Origin of the sequence: Marinobacter lutaoensis (assembly GCF_001981305.1) — a bacterium.
Classification (GTDB): Bacteria; Pseudomonadota; Gammaproteobacteria; order Pseudomonadales; family Oleiphilaceae; genus Marinobacter; species Marinobacter lutaoensis.
Genome location: NZ_MSCW01000010.1, coordinates 36,586 through 52,055, shown reverse-complemented (window position 1 = coordinate 52,055; position 15,470 = coordinate 36,586). Strand labels below are relative to the sequence as shown.

The 15,470-nt window shown below is 63.2% G+C and carries 17 protein-coding genes; 13 read left to right on the top strand and 4 right to left on the bottom strand.

The genetic code is table 11. The features are described 5' to 3' along the window. The first annotated feature begins 66 nt into the window (after positions 1–66). The 13 genes from BTO32_RS15870 to BTO32_RS15810 all read left to right on the top strand — a co-directional run bounded on the left by BTO32_RS15870 (position 67) and on the right by BTO32_RS15810 (position 12,091). The gene (locus BTO32_RS15870) at positions 67–1,698 is read left to right on the top strand and encodes a CTP synthase (RefSeq protein WP_076725640.1); all 1,632 of its coding nucleotides are present in this window, start codon (positions 67–69) and stop codon (positions 1,696–1,698) included. Positions 1,699–1,700: 2 nt separating this feature from the next. Further along, entirely contained in the window at positions 1,701–2,546 is an 846-nt protein-coding gene (gene kdsA / locus BTO32_RS15865; RefSeq protein WP_076725639.1) for a 3-deoxy-8-phosphooctulonate synthase, read from the top strand. A gap of 108 nt (positions 2,547–2,654) precedes the next feature. Further along, a complete protein-coding gene (gene eno / locus BTO32_RS15860) occupies positions 2,655–3,950 on the top strand; it encodes a phosphopyruvate hydratase (protein WP_076725638.1) in 1,296 nt (431 codons plus the stop codon). Positions 3,951–4,136: 186 nt separating this feature from the next. Beyond that, on the top strand, positions 4,137–4,409 hold the full coding sequence (locus BTO32_RS15855) for an FtsB family cell division protein (protein ID WP_076725637.1): 273 nt from the start codon (positions 4,137–4,139) through the stop codon (positions 4,407–4,409). 34 nt (positions 4,410–4,443) lie between these two features. Continuing rightward, positions 4,444–5,148 (top strand): 2-C-methyl-D-erythritol 4-phosphate cytidylyltransferase, encoded by a 705-nt coding sequence (gene ispD, locus BTO32_RS15850; protein ID WP_076725636.1) that lies wholly within the window; start codon positions 4,444–4,446, stop codon positions 5,146–5,148. 35 nt (positions 5,149–5,183) lie between these two features. Further along, positions 5,184–5,663, top strand: a complete 480-nt coding sequence (gene ispF / locus BTO32_RS15845; protein WP_076725635.1) for a 2-C-methyl-D-erythritol 2,4-cyclodiphosphate synthase — start codon at positions 5,184–5,186, stop codon at positions 5,661–5,663. Next, complete coding sequence (truD, locus tag BTO32_RS15840; RefSeq protein ID WP_076725634.1) at positions 5,660–6,706, top strand: tRNA pseudouridine(13) synthase TruD; 1,047 nt, start codon at positions 5,660–5,662, stop codon at positions 6,704–6,706. Before ispF ends, truD begins: the two co-directional genes overlap by 4 nt. Before the next feature lie 19 nt (positions 6,707–6,725). Next, a complete protein-coding gene (gene surE, locus BTO32_RS15835; protein ID WP_076725633.1) occupies positions 6,726–7,496 on the top strand; it encodes a 5'/3'-nucleotidase SurE in 771 nt (256 codons plus the stop codon). Beyond that, positions 7,493–8,149, top strand: a complete 657-nt coding sequence (locus tag BTO32_RS15830) for a protein-L-isoaspartate(D-aspartate) O-methyltransferase (protein ID WP_076725632.1) — start codon at positions 7,493–7,495, stop codon at positions 8,147–8,149. The genes surE and BTO32_RS15830 overlap by 4 nt, the downstream gene beginning before the upstream one ends. After that, a complete protein-coding gene (locus BTO32_RS15825) occupies positions 8,146–9,156 on the top strand; it encodes a DUF368 domain-containing protein (protein ID WP_076725631.1) in 1,011 nt (336 codons plus the stop codon). The genes BTO32_RS15830 and BTO32_RS15825 overlap by 4 nt, the downstream gene beginning before the upstream one ends. A gap of 223 nt (positions 9,157–9,379) precedes the next feature. After that, positions 9,380–10,162, top strand: coding sequence for a peptidoglycan DD-metalloendopeptidase family protein (locus BTO32_RS15820; protein ID WP_176282638.1), 783 nt, complete (start codon positions 9,380–9,382; stop codon positions 10,160–10,162). A 171-nt stretch (positions 10,163–10,333) separates the two neighbouring features. Then, on the top strand, positions 10,334–11,323 hold the full coding sequence (gene rpoS / locus BTO32_RS15815; protein ID WP_076725630.1) for an RNA polymerase sigma factor RpoS: 990 nt from the start codon (positions 10,334–10,336) through the stop codon (positions 11,321–11,323). Between the two features lie 192 nt (positions 11,324–11,515). After that, complete coding sequence (locus tag BTO32_RS15810; RefSeq protein ID WP_076725629.1) at positions 11,516–12,091, top strand: chalcone isomerase family protein; 576 nt, start codon at positions 11,516–11,518, stop codon at positions 12,089–12,091. A gap of 273 nt (positions 12,092–12,364) precedes the next feature. Here the strand turns inward: BTO32_RS15810 and nth are convergent, their stop codons facing one another. The 4 genes from nth to rsxD are packed head-to-tail and all read right to left on the bottom strand — an operon-like array spanning position 12,365 to position 15,452. After that, positions 12,365–13,003, bottom strand: coding sequence for an endonuclease III (gene nth / locus BTO32_RS15805; protein WP_076725628.1), 639 nt, complete (start codon positions 13,001–13,003; stop codon positions 12,365–12,367). A 25-nt stretch (positions 13,004–13,028) separates the two neighbouring features. Beyond that, on the bottom strand, positions 13,029–13,748 hold the full coding sequence (locus BTO32_RS15800) for an electron transport complex subunit E (RefSeq protein WP_076725627.1): 720 nt from the start codon (positions 13,746–13,748) through the stop codon (positions 13,029–13,031). Positions 13,749–13,750: 2 nt separating this feature from the next. Further along, entirely contained in the window at positions 13,751–14,392 is a 642-nt protein-coding gene (gene rsxG, locus BTO32_RS15795; RefSeq protein WP_076725626.1) for an electron transport complex subunit RsxG, read from the bottom strand. 7 nt (positions 14,393–14,399) lie between these two features. Continuing rightward, a complete protein-coding gene (rsxD, locus tag BTO32_RS15790; protein ID WP_076725625.1) occupies positions 14,400–15,452 on the bottom strand; it encodes an electron transport complex subunit RsxD in 1,053 nt (350 codons plus the stop codon). Positions 15,453–15,470: the final 18 nt, after the last annotated feature.

The following is a 15,470-nucleotide window of genomic DNA, read 5'->3' as shown; positions in this document are numbered from 1 at the left end:
TCTGGCGTCCCATCTTGAGATGAACAATCTCCCTCCTTCACCGAATCAGATAATCACGGAATCTGCATGACGCGTTATATTTTCGTCACCGGCGGTGTTGTGTCTTCCTTGGGGAAAGGTATTGCGTCTGCCTCCCTGGCAGCCATCCTCGAGGCGCGCGGCCTGAAGGTCACCATTCTCAAGCTGGACCCCTACATCAACGTGGATCCCGGCACCATGAGTCCGTTCCAGCACGGTGAAGTATTCGTCACCGAGGACGGCGCGGAAACGGACCTGGACCTGGGCCACTATGAGCGCTTCATCCGCACCCCGATGGGGCGCCGCAATAACTTCACCACCGGACGCGTCTACGAGGAAGTGATTCGCAAGGAGCGTCGTGGTGATTACCTGGGCGGTACCGTTCAGGTGATTCCCCATATCACCGACGAAATCAAGCGGCGGGTGGTGGAAGGCGCCGCCGGCGCCGACGTGGCTCTGATCGAGATCGGTGGCACCGTGGGCGACATCGAGTCGTTGCCGTTCCTGGAGGCCTGCCGTCAGCTCAAGGTCGAGGTAGGGCCGCAGCGCGCGCTGTTCATGCACCTGACCCTGGTGCCCTACATTGCCACCGCCGGCGAGATCAAGACCAAGCCGACCCAGCATTCGGTGAAGGAAATGCGCTCCATCGGCCTGCAGCCGGACATCCTGCTGTGCCGTTCCGAGCACGAGGTCGACGCCAGTTCCCGTCGCAAGATCGCCCTGTTCACCAACGTCGAGGAACGGGCGGTCATTCCCCTGCAGGATGCCCGTAGCATCTACGCGATTCCGCGGATGCTGCACGAGCAGGGGCTGGACCAACTGGTGATCGAGCGTTTCAATCTGGATGCCCGCCCGGCAGACCTGTCGGAATGGGACGCGGTGGTGGACGCCTTGATGAACCCGGAGCAGGAAGTCACCATCGCCATGGTCGGCAAGTACATGGAGCTGCTGGACGCCTACAAGTCCCTGATCGAGGCGCTGCTGCACGCTGGCATCAAGACCCGTACCAAGGTCAATATCCACTACATCGACTCCGAGGACATCGAGCGTGACGGCGTGGGCGTGCTGGCTTCCGCCGACGCCATTCTGGTGCCCGGCGGTTTTGGCGAGCGGGGCGTGGAAGGCAAGATCCGCACGGTCCAGTATGCCCGCGAGAACAAGATTCCCTATCTGGGTATCTGCTTGGGCATGCAGGTGGCGGTGATCGAGTACGCCCGTAACGTGGCCGGCCTGAAAGACGCCCACAGTACCGAATTCCGCCGCCACACGCCGGAGCCGGTGGTCGGCCTGATCACCGAATGGGTTGATGCCAGCGGCGAGCGCGAACAGCGTAGTGAGGACTCCGACCTGGGCGGCACCATGCGACTGGGTGGCCAGGACTGCGTGCTGGACGAGGATTCCACCATCGCCCGCTGCTATGGCCGCAAGGTTATCCGCGAGCGCCACCGTCATCGCTATGAGGTCAACAATCGTTTCGTGCCCCAGCTCGAGGCCGCGGGCCTGAAAGTGTCCGGCCGCTCCAGCGACGGTCGTCTGGTGGAGGTGGTGGAAGCGCCGGACCATCCTTGGTTTGTGGCCTGCCAGTTCCACCCGGAGTTCACTTCCACGCCCCGGGACGGGCATCCGCTGTTCCAGGGTTTCGTTGAAGCCGCGCTGGCACACAAGAAGAAAGGAGTCTGAGCATGGCACAAAGCAATCTGACCGTGGCCGGTATCGACATCGGCAACGAGAAGCCGTTCGTGCTGTTTGGTGGCATGAACGTGCTGGAATCCCGGGAGCTGGCGTTCGAGGTCGCCGAAGCCTATGTCGACGTGTGTGGCCGCCTGGGCATTCCCTACGTCTTCAAAGCCTCCTATGACAAGGCCAACCGGTCCTCGGTGCACTCTTTCCGCGGGCCGGGCCTGGAAAAGGGTCTGCAGATCCTGGCGGACATCAAGGACAAGTTTGGGGTGCCGCTGATCACCGACGTGCACGAGCCTTACCAGGCCGAGCCGGTGGCGCAAGTGTGCGACATCATCCAGTTGCCCGCGTTCCTGAGCCGACAGACCGACCTGGTGGTGGCCATGGCCCGCACCGGCGCTGTGATCAACATCAAGAAGGCCCAGTTCCTGGCACCGCAGGAGATGCGCCACATCATCAAGAAGTGCGAGGAGGCCGGTAACGACAAGGTCATCCTGTGCGAGCGTGGCACCAGTTTCGGCTACAACAATCTGGTGGTCGACATGCTGGGCTTCGGCATCATGAAGCAGATGAACGTGCCGGTGTTTTTCGATGTAACCCACTCACTGCAGATGCCTGGAGCCCGCTCCGACTCCGCCGGCGGCCGTCGCGCCCAGGTCACGGACCTGGCACTGGCGGGCATGTCCCAGGGGCTGGCGGGCCTGTTCCTGGAAGCGCATCCCGATCCCGATCAGGCCAAGTGCGACGGGCCCTGCGCCCTGAGGCTGAGCCAGCTTGAGCCGTTCCTGGCCCGGGTCAAAGCCCTGGATGACCTGGTCAAGAGCTTCAAGCCCATCGACACCGCCTGATAGGCGGTGTTTGTGTTAACAGAGGGGGATCGCAAGGCCCCACCCGCGTGCGCTGGATTGACGTTACAGCCAAACGTTTGAGTACTGACACTCTGGAGACCCATAAGAATGACCAAGATCGCCAACATCAAAGCCCGTGAGGTCCTGGATTCCCGCGGTAACCCGACGGTGGAAGCGGACGTGATCCTGGAAGACGGCACCCTGGGCCGGGCCTGCGCGCCGTCCGGAGCGTCCACCGGTTCCCGGGAAGCGCTGGAACTGCGGGACGGTGATGCCAGCCGCTATCTGGGCAAGGGCGTCACCAAGGCGGTGAACGCCGTCAATACCACCATCCGCGAGGCTCTGGTGGGCAAGGATGCGTCCGACCAGCGGGCGCTGGATCAGATCATGATCGAACTCGACGGTACCGAGAACAAGGCGAACCTGGGTGCCAATGCCATCCTGGCGGTCTCCCTGGCCGCTGCCAAAGCCGCCGCCGCCTCCTTGGGCAAGCCGCTGTACGAGCACATCGCCGACATCAACGGTACCCCCGGCAAGTTCTCCATGCCGGTGCCGATGATGAACATCCTCAACGGGGGTGAGCACGCGGACAACAACGTCGACATCCAGGAATTCATGGTTCAGCCGGTTTCCGCCAAGAGCTTCGCCGAAGCCCTGCGCATGGGTGCGGAGATCTTCCACAGCCTGAAAAAAGTGCTTAAGGCCCAAGGACTGAACACCGCCGTGGGCGACGAAGGCGGTTTCGCACCGAACCTGCCCTCCAACGAGGCGGCGCTGGCGGCCATCAAGGAAGCCGTCGAAACCGCCGGCTATGAGCTGGGCAAGGACGTTACCCTGGCCCTGGATTGCGCCTCGTCCGAGTTCTACAAGGACGGGCAGTACCAGCTCTCCGGTGAAGGCAAGACGTTCGATTCCGAAGGCTTCGCGGACTACCTCGCCGGCCTGTGCGAGCGCTACCCCATCGTTTCCATCGAGGACGGTATGGACGAGAGCGACTGGGACGGCTGGAAAGTGCTCACCGACAAGCTGGGTAGCAAGGTACAGCTGGTGGGTGATGATCTGTTCGTCACCAACACCCGGATCCTCAAGCAGGGTATCGAGAAGGGCATCGCCAACTCCATCCTGATCAAGTTCAACCAGATTGGCAGCCTGAGCGAAACCCTGGATGCCATCCGCATGGCCCAGGAGGCCGGCTACACTGCGGTGATCTCGCACCGTTCCGGGGAAACCGAGGATACCACCATTGCCGACTTGGCTGTGGCCACTTGCGCCGGGCAGATCAAGACCGGTTCCCTGTGCCGTTCCGATCGGGTGGCCAAGTACAACCAGCTGCTGCGTATCGAGGAAGCCCTGGACGGCCAGGCGCCGTACCGCGGCCTGAGTGAAATCAAAGGACAAGGCTGAGTCCTGCCCGTGGCTTGACCGCCGGCGGGCGGCAAGCGAGCCAGGCCACCGGCTCCGGCGATTGCTCCGGAGCCGGTGGCCTTTTTGCACAAGCAGTTAGATGGATTTGTTGCTAATCTACTCTAAGGTCTATACTCAACATCCACCGTTGCTTTTTGGTTCGTTTGCCGGGGCTATGGATTGCACATGAAAACCCTTTGGGTACTGTTGGTCGTGCTGATACTCCTGCTGCAGGTGCGCCTGTGGGTCGGGGAGGGCAGCTTTGCGCAGGTTTGGTCCCTGCGCCAGGCCATCGCCGAGCAGCGGGCCGAAAACGCCGACCTGGCCGCGCGCAACGAACGCCTCTACGCTGAGGTCCGGAACCTTCGCAACGAAGAGAGCGCGGTGGAGGAAAGGGCACGAATGAACCTGGGGCTGATCCGGAAGGACGAAACCTTCTTCCTGGTCCTGGATCACTGACGGCCCCGTCCATGACCGTTTGTCTTTACGCATCATGACCTCTGCCAATTACTGGCTGGTCGTGCCGGCTGCCGGTATTGGCCAGCGCATGGGGGCCGAGCGCCCCAAGCAGTACCTGGAAATTGGTGCTCGCTCCATTCTCGACATCACCCTGTCCCGACTTCTCGACCACGCCCCGTTTGCCGGCTGCATGGTGGCCCTGCATGCCCGGGACCGTTGGTGGCCCGACTGCCATTCAGCCCGGGACGCGCGGATACAAACCTGCACCGGCGGCGGTGAACGGGCGGAATCGGTGCTGTCGGCGTTGCGGGCGTTGGCTGGGCAGGCTGCCGCCAGCGACTGGGTTTTGGTTCACGATGCCGCCCGGCCGTGCGTGCACCGGGAGGATCTCCGGCGCCTGATGGACACCCTGGCCGATCATCCGGTGGGTGGCCTGCTTGCCGCACCCGTGGCGGATACGCTCAAGCAGGCCGCGGTCACGGATCACCTTCCCGAAGTGGAGGTGACGGTTGACCGCAGCCGACTGTGGCGCGCCCTGACCCCGCAGATGTTCCGGCTCGGGGCACTGACCCGGGCCCTGGAGGACCACCTGGCGGCCGGGCGCGCGATTACTGACGAGGCGTCGGCGATGGAATTGTCCGGTTACCGGCCGGTGCTGGTGGAAGGACGGCCGGATAACATTAAAATTACGGTTCCCTCGGATCTGGCCCTGGCAGAATTCATCCTCGGCCGGCTCTGATGGCATCCATTTCCAAGCAATCGACGGGAGGCAGCATGAGAATTGGCCAGGGCTTTGATGTCCACGCCTTTGGCGACGGCGACGCGGTGATTCTCGGAGGCGTCAGGATTCCGCACGACCGGGGCCTGGTGGCGCACTCCGACGGGGATGTGTTGCTGCATGCCCTGGCCGATGCGCTGCTCGGGGCCGCGGCGCTGGGTGACATCGGGCATCTGTTTCCGGATACCAGCGACCAGTGGGCGGGCGCGGACAGCCGTGACCTGCTGCGACGGGTCGTCGCCCGAGTGACCGAGGCCGGCTATCGGGTGGTCAATGTCGACAGCACCCTGATTGCCCAGGCTCCGAAAATGGCCCCTCACATTGACGCCATGCGCCGGAACATCGCCGCCGACCTGGGGCTGCCGGTTGCCTGTGTCAGCGTCAAGGCCACCACCACCGAGCGCCTGGGATTTACCGGCCGAAAGGAAGGCATCGCCTGCCAGGCCGTCTGTCTACTGGAGCCCATCGTTTCGTGACCGATCATCAGGAGCGTGATACACCCTGGCGGCTGTGCTGGCCGACCGCACAGGGCCGGGTGACCCGTGCCCGGCTGAAGACCCACCCCGAGGATTTTCGGGTCGACGAGACACTGGACCGCGATACGCTGATGGGTCACGCCGGCGAACACGTATGCCTGTACCTGGAGAAAACCGGCGACAACACCGAGTATGTGGCCCGCCAGCTGGCTCGTATCGCCGGCTGCCGACCGCTCGATATCGGCTTCTGCGGCCTCAAGGACCGGCATGCGGTCACCCGCCAGTGGTTCAGCCTGCACCGTCCCGGGCGGGAGGGGGAAGACCCGGACTTGGTGGCGGCCGTGGCCTCACACTGGCCGGTGCTTGCCCAGGGGCGGGCGGTTCGCAAACTGCGTCGTGGTGAGCATGCCGGCAACCGCTTTGTCATCGTGCTGCGGGATATTGAGGGCGATCGCGCGGCCATAGAAGAGGCCCTGAATACCCTGGGCCGGCGGGGGGCACCCAACTACTTCGGCCCTCAGCGATTTGGTCATCAAGGCAGCAACCTGACCCGGGCGCTGGCGCTGGACCCCGATGCCTTGAAACGTCGCCGCGGTTCGTCGCGAAACCGGCGGGACAAAACCCATTCCGAGCGAGTGATGTACTTCTCCGCCGCCCGGGCCTGGCTGTTCAACGAGGTTCTGGCGGCCCGGGTCGAGGCCGGCCACTGGGACCGGTGCCTGGAGGGTGAGCCGGCGCCGCCCGAACGGGCGCCGACCGGCCCGTTATGGGGCGACGGCGGTACCCTGGCCGAGGGCCCTCAGGGCGAGCTGGAGCGGGCGGTGGTGGCCCGCCACCCCGGGTTCGAGCGGCTGTTCTCGGCCACCCGCATGGCGCCTGAACGGCGCCCGCTGGTCGTCCGGCCCGAGGCCCTGGCGTGGCGGTGGCGGGAGGACGCTGCTCTGGAGGTCGAATTTCGGCTGCGGCCCGGTCAGTATGCCACGACCCTTTTAAGTGATATTTTTGAGCTCGAGGACATGAGCCTCGGCCGACATAACGAATAAAAGGCTAGCGGAGAACACGGTGCGAATTCTGTTATCGAACGACGATGGCGTGCATTCGCCAGGTCTGATCGCCCTCCATGAGGGGTTGCAGGGCCTGGGGGAGCTGGAAGTGGTGGCCCCGGACCGGGACCACAGCGGTGCGAGCAATGCATTGACCCTGAACCGGCCGCTCACGGTCGAGCGCCATCCGAACGGGTTCCAGTCGGTGGACGGCACACCGACGGACTGCGTGCACTTGGCGGTCAACGGGCTGTTCGACGAGCCGTTCGATCGCGTGGTGTCCGGCATCAATACCCACGCCAATCTCGGTGACGACATCATCTATTCCGGCACCGTCGCCGCCGCCACCGAAGGCCGCCATCTTGGACTGCCCGCCATTGCCGTGTCTCTCGTCAACCAGGGGCATGGCCACTATGACACCGCGGCCCGGGTGGTTCGCCTGCTGCTGGAGCAGGACCGGCCGCTCAATCTTGGCCCCCGTTCCATTCTCAATGTCAACGTGCCGGACGTTCCCTGGGATGCGCTGGCGGGGTTCCGGGTCACCCGACTTGGCCATCGCGAGCGGGCCGAGGGTGCGGTACCCATGACCTGCCCCCGGGGCCGGCAGCGGTATTGGATCGGCGCCGCCGGCGAAGGCGGCGATGCCGGCCCCGGCACGGACTTCCATGCTGTGCGGGAAGGCTATGTCTCCATTACCCCGGTGCACATCGACATGACCCGCCACGAGGCCCTGGTGCCGCTGCGGGATTGGGTGGAAGCCATGCCCCAGCCGGGGGGAGGCTACCGATGAGCGCCGAACTTCAGGGAATTGGCATGACCTCGCGCCGGACCCGGATGCGGCTGGTGCAGCGACTGCGTGAGGCGGGGATCGAGTCGGAGCGGGTGCTGGAGGTGATTGGCCAGGTACCCCGTCACATTTTTGTGGACGAAGCCCTGGCCCATCGGGCCTATGAGGATACGGCGTTACCGATCGGCTATGGCCAGACCCTGTCACAGCCTTACATTGTGGCACGCATGACCGAATTGCTGCTGCGGCACGAACCGGGGCGTGTATTGGAGCTGGGAACCGGTTCCGGTTACCAGACGGCCGTGCTGGCCCAGCTGGTCCGGGAGGTGTATAGCGTCGAACGGATCAAGCCCCTGCAGGACAAGGCCCGGGAACGGTTGCGGCAACTGGGCCTGCGCAACGTCATGCTCAAGCATGCCGACGGTGGCATGGGCTGGCCGGAACAGGGGCCGTTCGACGGAATTCTGGTGACCGCGGCGCCCAACGACGTACCCGCCGCCCTGCTGGAGCAGCTGGCGGACAACGGGGTGTTGATCGCGCCGGTGGGAGAATCGTCCCAGGTACTGGTGGAGGTGGTGCGCCGTGGCGACCGGTACGAGCGTCGGGAGCTGGAGCCGGTCATGTTTGTGCCCCTGCTCGGAGGTGTGGTGCGATGACGGGACCCGAGACGCGGGCGGGCGAGAGCCTACAAGACCGTCAGGAGGCGCGCGGCCAGCGGCTGTCGGGGGTGTTTGCCCGGGGGATCGCCATGGGCGCGGCGGATATCGTGCCGGGGGTTTCAGGGGGGACCATTGCCTTCATCACAGGCATCTATTTTCGCCTGCTGGCGGCCGTTAACGCGGTGCCTGTGGCCATTTTCCGGCATCTGCTGAAAGGGCACGTCAGGGCCTTCTGGCAAGCGTGCGATGGCCGTTTTCTCCTGAGCCTGGTGGCTGGCATTCTGTGCAGTATCGTGTCCCTGGCGTCGGTCATCACTCTGGCTCTGAAGAGCCAGCCGGTTCTGGTCTGGAGCTTTTTCTTCGGCCTGATTCTGGCGTCCGTATGGCACGTGGGGCGTCAGGTGCGCCGTTTGCGTCCGGCCCTGCTGTGGCCACTGCTGGCTGGGGCCGGGGCGGCCTGGTGGATCACGTCGTTGCCCGCCGGTGCCCTTGCCCCGTCGCCCCTGACGTTTCTGGCGGCGGGGGCGCTGGCCATCTGCGCCATGATCCTGCCCGGCATTTCCGGCAGCTTCATTCTGGTCATCATCGGCATGTATGCCCCGGTGTTGGCGGCCATCCGGGATGGAGAACTGGTGCTGCTGGCGCTGTTCATGACTGGCTGCGTGCTGGGGCTGCTGTCCGTGGCGCGGCTGATTACCTGGGCCTTTCGACATTGTCACGATCTGGTGCTGGCGTTGCTGACCGGTTTCATGGTGGGTTCCCTGAACAAGGTCTGGCCCTGGCGGGAAGTCCTCAGCTGGCGTACCAATCGGGCCGGGGAGTCGGTGCCGTTGCAGGAAGCGAACTTGTGGCCAAGCCATTACCAGGCGGTGACCGGTCTGGATCCCCAGGTACTCCCGGCCTTGGCTCTGGCGATTCTCGGGTTGCTCACGGTATTGGTGATCGAGCGGTTGGGCGAACGGAAAGTGTTACCTTGCGCACAAAATGAGTGTTCCCCAAGGTAACAAGGGTAACGCCCGAGTAACTTGGATTAGTCCAGAAAATATGCAATAAATTAGCAAGTTACTCTAAAAACTTGAGAAAGCCTCTCGGCTTTTCGTCCGTTTTATACGGATTCACTATAACAGCAGAATTCTTATTCCTGTGAGCAGCTTTCGTGGGTTCATCCATGCCGTCCTCTCGGCCTTCCCGCGGTTCCCTTCCGGTGCCTTTACCCGCTCTCGTTCCCTGAAGGGGCTGCTTCCCGTCATCGTTCTGGTGTGGCTCGGCGGCTGCAACTCCCCCGCCATCTATCAGGACGACCTTTACAATCCTCCGGTTTACTGGGGCCGGCACGTGGTCAAGCCCGGTGAAACCCTGTACAGCATTGCCTGGCGCTATGGCCGGGACTACCGCGAGTTGGGTAGCGCCAACGGCATCGGCCCGCCCTGGACCATCCGGGTGGGGCAGGTGTTGCGCCTGGACCGTCGTGGAACTGTCACATCCGCCCGTGACAATGGTTCTCAGCCGAAGGTCGCCGCCGCGCCCACAACACGGCCCCGGGCGCCGGTGCAGACGCCAAAGAGCGCGCCCCGGCCCAAGGTGACCCGGGCCGCCGGGCGCGACCAGCCGCTGCCGGATCGTAATCAGACCGTGGCGGGGATCAACTGGCGCTGGCCCCATGGTGGCACTGTAATTGCAGGATATTCCACATCCGGAAAAGTCAACAAGGGCATCGACATTGCCGGACAGGCCGGCGACGCGGTCCGGGCCGCAGCCAGCGGTAACGTGGTGTACGCCGGCAATGGGTTGCTTGGATACGGTAACCTGATTATCGTGAACCATAATGAGCACTATTTGAGTGCTTATGCCCACAACCGGAAGATTCTGGTGCAGGAAGGGGAGGACGTAACAGCCGGACAGGTGATTGCGGAGCTAGGAAGCAGCGGAGCGGAGCGGCCCATGTTGCATTTTGAAATCCGGAAAAATGGCAACCCCGTCGACCCCCTCCATTACCTTCCCCCCCGCTGATCCACCCGGCAGCCGAGAACGCTCGAATCAATCAAAGAACAACAATGACCATCGGCCCGGGACGATGTTCCGGCATTCTCCCGGCAAGGCCAGGTGGCAAGACTGACAGTGTCCGCAACAACAAGAAGTAACGGGCTTCAATGCAGGATTTTGAGAGGCGGGGCAATAGACATGTCTGACGAGCAAGAAGATATCATCGTTGATCGTGCCGAGGATCTTGACGACACTGAGGAGCAGGCTATCGCTGAAGACAAAGTCGACAAGGATGCGACGGATATGACCGAGGAAGAGGATTTCTCCACCCAGGGACGGTATCTCACCAACCAGAAACAGCTGGACGCCACCCAGCTATATCTCAACGAAATCGGGTTTTCCCCCCTTCTGACCCCCGAGGAAGAAGTTTACTTCGCGCGACTGGCCCGCAAGGGCGAGGAAGCCGGGCGCAAGCGCATGATCGAAAGCAACCTGCGTCTGGTGGTCAAGATCGCCCGCCGGTACGTCAACCGTGGGCTGACCCTTCTGGACCTGATCGAGGAAGGCAATCTGGGGCTGATCCGCGCGGTTGAGAAGTTCGATCCGGAGCGGGGGTTCCGTTTTTCCACCTACGCCACCTGGTGGATTCGGCAGACCATTGAGCGGGCCATCATGAATCAGACCCGCACCATTCGCCTGCCAATTCACGTGGTCAAGGAACTGAATCTGTATCTGAGGGCCTCCCGGGAACTGACCCAGAAACTGGACCACGAACCGTCGGCGGAGGAAATCGCCCGGGTGGTGGACAAGCCGGTGGAAGACGTTAAGCGACTGCTCGGCCTGAACGAGCGGGTGGCTTCCATGGACACCCCGATCGGTTCCGGTGGTGACAAGTCGCTGATGGATACGGTCGCCGATGAAGGCGCCAGTGACCCGGCGGATGTCTTGCAGGATAACAACATGTGCTCCTGCCTGGAGAAGTGGATTGACCAGCTCAGCGACAAACAACAGGAGGTCCTGTCTCGTCGCTTTGGTCTGCGCGGTTACCCCGTGAGCACGTTGGAGGAGGTCGGTCAGGAAATCGGCCTGACCCGTGAGCGGGTACGACAGATCCAGGTTGAGGCGCTGCGTCGGCTTCGGGAAATCCTGGAGAAGGAAGGGCTGTCGGGAAGCCTGCTGTTCAAGTAGTGCTGTCCTGACGCCCGGCAGCGACAAGCCGGCCCATGCAACGGGCCGGCTTTTCTGTTTTAATCCCCTGCAAATGAGAACCAGGTGGCGCTCCGGGCTGCCCGGCCGCTGCTAGAATGCCTGGACCGGGCGGGTCGGGCGTCGACCCCGGTGACGAATGAACACGTGAATAATAAGGAAAAGGAAAGGACTATGAAGAAGGCTCTATCTGCAGGCTTTGCCAGTCTGATGCTGACCGCGGCTCTGTCCGCGCCGGCCTCCGCCCTGACCGTGGATGGCGTGGAGGTCCCGGATACCTATCAGGCGATGGGCACCGAGCTAAAGCTCAACGGTGCCGGCACCCGCTCCAAGTGGTTCATGGACCTGTACGTCGGGGGGCTCTATGTTCCCGAGAGCGTTAATGATGGGGAGGCGGTGATCAACGCCGATGAACCCCAGGCGATCACGCTGCACATCATCTCGGGCATGATCACCAGCGAGCGGATGACGGAGGCCACCATGGACGGATTCGAGGCTTCCACCCATGGCAACACCGCACCGATTCAGGATGACATCGACCGCTTCATGGCCGTGTTCCAGGAAGAAATCAAGGAAGGCGATGTGTTCGATCTGGTGTATCTGCCGGGGCAGGGGGTTCGGGTCCTGAAGAACGGTGAGTACAAGGATACCGTAGGCGACCTGGCCTTCAAGAAGGCCCTGTTCGGCATCTGGTTGTCCGACAAGCCGGCTCAGAAGGACCTCAAGCAGAAAATGCTTGGCAAACGCTGACAGGACGGAACGCAGCCGGCGAAGGACACTTCGCCGGCTATACGCCCTTGCGTCGTCCGGAAACACCGGTACGTCTGGATCCGGCACGGCCGGAGTGGCCGGTATCGGGAAGCATCAAGAGGCGAACGGTCTGGCTGTTGACCATGATCACCATGCTCCTAAGTGGTGCGCTCTGTCTGGCTCGCCTTGGTCATAGACGCGTGGCTGAGGGGCCGCTCGAGCGCGATGGGAACGGATGCGCACCGGAGACGGTTACGCTGACGACCGGCGGGTTCAGAGATAGTCCCGCTTGTCCTTGAATTCGCAAAGATCCTCGATGATGCAGGCACCGCATTTCGGCTTGCGGGCGGTGCAGGTGTAACGACCATGGAGGATCAGCCAGTGGTGGGCGTCCTGGAGGAATTCCCTGGGAACCAGGCGCAGCAGCCGCTGTTCCACCTCCAGAACGTTCTTGCCCGGCGCGATGCCGGTACGGTTGGCAACCCGGAAAATGTGGGTGTCCACGGCCATGGTGGGTTGCCCGAAGGCGGTGTTGAGCACCACGTTCGCGGTCTTCCGGCCGACCCCGGGCAAGGCTTCCAGATCTTTCCGGTTGTCCGGAACCTGGCCTCCGTGTTTTTCGATCAGGATCCGGCAGGTCTTGATGATGTTCTCGGCCTTGCTGTTGTAGAGCCCGATGGTCTTGATGTATTCCTTCAGACCATCGACCCCCAGCGCCAGGATGGCTTCGGGGGTGTTGGCGACGGGAAACAGCCGGGCCGTGGCCTTGTTGACGCCAACATCGGTTGCCTGGGCGGAGAGGATGACCGCCACCAGAAGTTCAAACGGGGTGGAATAGTTCAGCTCGGTGGTCGGCTTCGGGTTGGCCTCCCGCAGCCGCCGGAAAATCTCGGTCCGCTTCTGTCTGTTCATCCGGTTTCCATCGGTGTCTGTCGGTTCAGGAAACGTGGCCGGTTACCCGGACCCTCTTGCTGCCGCTGGTCACGGGCTCCTGCGTCGCCACGGCTTTCCGTTTTTCCTGCAGGTGTGTGTCGATGGCGTTTTTCAGGGCGATCAGCAGGCCCAGCCCCATAAAGGCGCCGGGCGGCAGTACCATGAACAGCATGTCGGGGTAGTGTTCAAAGGGGCGGATCACCCAGCGGGCGGCGGCGGGGCCGAACAGCAGCTGCATGTCGGCGAACAGCGTGCCCTGGCCGACCAGTTCCCGGAGGCCGCCGAGGGTGACCAGCACCAGCAGGAAGCCCAGTCCCATCATGGCACCGTCGAGTAGAGCGGGGCCCGGCGCGTTTTTGGAGGCGAAGGCATCGGCACGGCCCAGGATGGCGCAGTTGGTCACGATCAGGGGAATGAAGATGCCGAGGATCTGATACAGCTCATAGGTAAAGGCCTGCATCAGGAGCTCGGCGCAGGTGACAAACGACGCAATGATCATCACGAATGCGGGCAGCCGCACCGATTCGCTGACGAAATTGCGAATCAGCGACACCGCCAGATTGGAGCCCATCAGCACCATCAGCGTGGCCAGTCCGAGGCCGAGGGCATTGACCACGGTACTGGTCACCGCCAGCAATGGACACAGGCCGAGCACCTGCACCAGCGCCGGGTTGTTGTTCCACAGGCCGTCTCGGATGATGTCGGCGGATGTTTTGCTGGCCATGGTCAGGAACGCTCCTCTACGTGCAGCCGTCGAAGGATTTCCTCGCGGTGTTGACGATAGTACACCAGGGTCCTGGCCACCGCCTTGACGACCGCGCGGGGGGTAATGGTGGCACCGGTGAACTGATCGAAGTCACCGCCGTCCTTTTTTACGTTCCAGCGGGGGCGTTCGGTGTTGTCCAGGGAACGCCCCTCGAAGGCGTGGACCCAGTTGGATTTCTTGGTCTCGATGCGATCACCCAACCCCGGTGTTTCCTTGTGGCTGGTTACCCGGACCCCCAGCACCGTGCCGTCGGGATCCAGACCCACCAGCAGGCGGATGGCGCCGGAGTAGCCGTCCGGTGCCACCACTGGGAGGATCAGTCCCACCGGCTCGCCGTCGCGGCGTGCTACCCAGCCGGTAACGGGGCCCGGGGTGGGCAAGGGGGCGCCCGCCGGCAGCGTGACGGTATCCCGCAGCAGGTCGTTGTCGATCCGGTTTTCCGGAATGATTTCGAACAGTGCCCGAGCCTCGGCCCGGGCGGCCTGCGCCTGGATGCGTTCGTGGGTCAGTGCCTGCGTCAGGGCGATGGAGCCGCCGGTGAAGATGGCGAACAGACCGAGCCCGATGGCGCTGCGGCGAATCGATTGAGCGAGTGCGGCCATGACGTACTTACCCCCGGTTCCTGCTCGGCAAACCCCGCCGGGCCTTGTGGTGGCCGAAGGTTCGGGGCGGCGTGTAGTAGTCGATGAACGGCACGGCGAAGTTCATCAGAAGTACGCTGAAGGCAACGGCGTCCGGATAGTTGCCCCAGGTACGGATGAGGTACACCAGAATGCCGATACCAGCGCCATAGATCAGTTTACCCTGATGGCTGGTGGCGGCCGTCACCGGATCGGTGGCGATAAAAAAGGCGCCCAGCATGGTGCCGCCGGCCAGCAGATGCAGGGACAGGGGCGCGTGCTGGTCGGGGTTGCTGCCAAACGCCAGGCTCATGAGCCCGAGCCCCGCCAGAAAACTGACCGGGATGTGCCAGGTCATGATGCGCAGGGCCAGCAGGCATAACCCGCCGGCCAGAAAGGCGGCATTGACCCATTCCCAGCCCCGGGCGATACCTTCGCCAAAGGTGGGATGCCGGAGAATCTCGGCGGCGGTGTGGGTGGCCACCTTGTGCTTGTATTCGTCCAGTGGTGTGGCCATGGTCCAGCCGTCGATTGCGGTCTGGGTGCCGGAAAAAATTCGGGCCAGAGTGTCGGCAAAGTCCGGCGCCCCCTGAAACAGCATGGCCGCTTCGGGCCAGTTGGTGGTCATGGCCACCGGAAACGAGATCAGGACCAGGGCGTAGCCGGCCATGGCCGGGTTAAAGGGATTGGAGCCCAGACCGCCATAGAGCTGTTTGGCGATGACGATGGCGGTCACCACGGCCACCGCGGAGACCCACCAGGGGGCGAGGGGCGGCAGGGACAGGCCCAGCAGCAGGCCGGTCACGGCGGCGGTGTTGTCCCTGAGGAAAACCGACAGCGGTTTTTTCCTCAGCCACAGCACGGCGGCTTCTGCCACAACCGCGAGGCCCACGCACCACAGGACGTTGATCAGGTTGCCCCAGCCAAAAAACAGCGTTTGGGCGAGCAGCCCCGGCAGGGTTGCCAGGATCACCCAGAGCATGACCCGCGAGGTCGGGCGGGCACGATGCGTGTGAGGAGAGGACTGTTGTACGAATGCCATGGATCGTCTGGCCTGAAC

What these genes read in the sequence shown, in the direction of transcription:
- BTO32_RS15870 (WP_076725640.1), top strand. Translation starts at nt 67, where the DNA reads ATGACGCGTTATATTTTCGTCACCGGCGGTGTTGTGTCTTCCTTGGGG.
- kdsA (WP_076725639.1), top strand. Translation starts at nt 1,701, where the DNA reads ATGGCACAAAGCAATCTGACCGTGGCCGGTATCGACATCGGCAACGAG.
- eno (WP_076725638.1), top strand. Translation starts at nt 2,655, where the DNA reads ATGACCAAGATCGCCAACATCAAAGCCCGTGAGGTCCTGGATTCCCGC.
- BTO32_RS15855 (WP_076725637.1), top strand. Translation starts at nt 4,137, where the DNA reads ATGAAAACCCTTTGGGTACTGTTGGTCGTGCTGATACTCCTGCTGCAG.
- ispD (WP_076725636.1), top strand. Translation starts at nt 4,444, where the DNA reads ATGACCTCTGCCAATTACTGGCTGGTCGTGCCGGCTGCCGGTATTGGC.
- ispF (WP_076725635.1), top strand. Translation starts at nt 5,184, where the DNA reads ATGAGAATTGGCCAGGGCTTTGATGTCCACGCCTTTGGCGACGGCGAC.
- BTO32_RS15830 (WP_076725632.1), top strand. Translation starts at nt 7,493, where the DNA reads ATGAGCGCCGAACTTCAGGGAATTGGCATGACCTCGCGCCGGACCCGG.
- BTO32_RS15825 (WP_076725631.1), top strand. Translation starts at nt 8,146, where the DNA reads ATGACGGGACCCGAGACGCGGGCGGGCGAGAGCCTACAAGACCGTCAG.
- rpoS (WP_076725630.1), top strand. Translation starts at nt 10,334, where the DNA reads ATGTCTGACGAGCAAGAAGATATCATCGTTGATCGTGCCGAGGATCTT.
- BTO32_RS15810 (WP_076725629.1), top strand. Translation starts at nt 11,516, where the DNA reads ATGAAGAAGGCTCTATCTGCAGGCTTTGCCAGTCTGATGCTGACCGCG.
- nth (WP_076725628.1), bottom strand. Translation starts at nt 13,003, where the DNA reads ATGAACAGACAGAAGCGGACCGAGATTTTCCGGCGGCTGCGGGAGGCC.
- BTO32_RS15800 (WP_076725627.1), bottom strand. Translation starts at nt 13,748, where the DNA reads ATGGCCAGCAAAACATCCGCCGACATCATCCGAGACGGCCTGTGGAAC.
- rsxG (WP_076725626.1), bottom strand. Translation starts at nt 14,392, where the DNA reads ATGGCCGCACTCGCTCAATCGATTCGCCGCAGCGCCATCGGGCTCGGT.
- rsxD (WP_076725625.1), bottom strand. Translation starts at nt 15,452, where the DNA reads ATGGCATTCGTACAACAGTCCTCTCCTCACACGCATCGTGCCCGCCCG.